Origin of the sequence: Thermus aquaticus (genome assembly GCF_001280255.1) — a bacterium.
Classification (GTDB): domain Bacteria; phylum Deinococcota; class Deinococci; order Deinococcales; family Thermaceae; genus Thermus; species Thermus aquaticus.
Genome location: NZ_LHCI01000005.1, coordinates 1 through 784 on the forward strand (window position 1 = coordinate 1; position 784 = coordinate 784).

General features: G+C 73.1%; 1 protein-coding gene. It reads right to left on the reverse strand.

Translation table 11 applies throughout. The features are described 5' to 3' along the window. Positions 1–272 precede the first annotated feature (272 nt). Positions 273–784, reverse strand: a 512-nt coding sequence (locus BVI061214_RS00080; RefSeq protein ID WP_053766875.1) for a DNA-methyltransferase, incomplete at its 5' end; no start/stop codon positions are given.

Genomic DNA, 784 nt, shown 5'->3' on the forward strand with positions numbered 1-784 from the left:
CGCCCAGGGCCTTGAGCCGCCGCTTCAGGGGCGGCCTCACCAGGGCCAGGTGCCTTCCCCTCATACGGGGATTCTATCACGCCACACGATAGCGGTTCATTTGGGGTAGGGGCCCCAAAGCGGACCGCTTTCTTTCGCCTTCCGCCGCCTTTTGCCGCCTCCAGGACCGCCTTTTGCCGCCTTTTGCCGCCTTCCGCCGGGTCCTGGGCCTCGAGGGGAGGGGGGTGGGGAGGGGGCTTGGCCCCTCGAGGCCCTCCCCTTCGGGCCTGGCCTCACCCCTCCCGGGGGGCCTCCAGAAGGGGGGCCTGAAGGAGGGCGCTCCTGAGCCTCCTTTCGGCCACCTGGAGCCAGGAGGCCTCCCGCTCCACCCCCAGGAAGCCCCGGCCCAGGCCCACCGCCGCCACGCCCGTGCTCCCTGAGCCCATGAAGGGGTCCAGGAGGGTGTCCCCGGGCCTCGAGGCCAGCTCCACTAGCCAGGCCATGACGCTCACCGGCTTCTGGTGGGGGTGGCCGGTGGCCTCCCCGTCCCGCCCCGGCCTGGGGCTTGTGGCCAGGAAGAGGTCCTTCCCCCTGCCCGGGAGGCCCCTAAGGGCCAGGACCGGCTCAAAGGCGTAGGCGGGCCCCTGGGGGCGGGGCCTGGGGTCAGGCTTGCCCCAGATGAGGAGGCGGAAGGGGAGGCCCCGCTCCCGGGCGAAGGCCAGGGCCTCCTCCAGGCGGTCCTGGGGGAGGAAGAAGAGGACCGGCCCCCGGGCCACCCTCAAGGCCTCGGGAAGCCAGGCCAGGC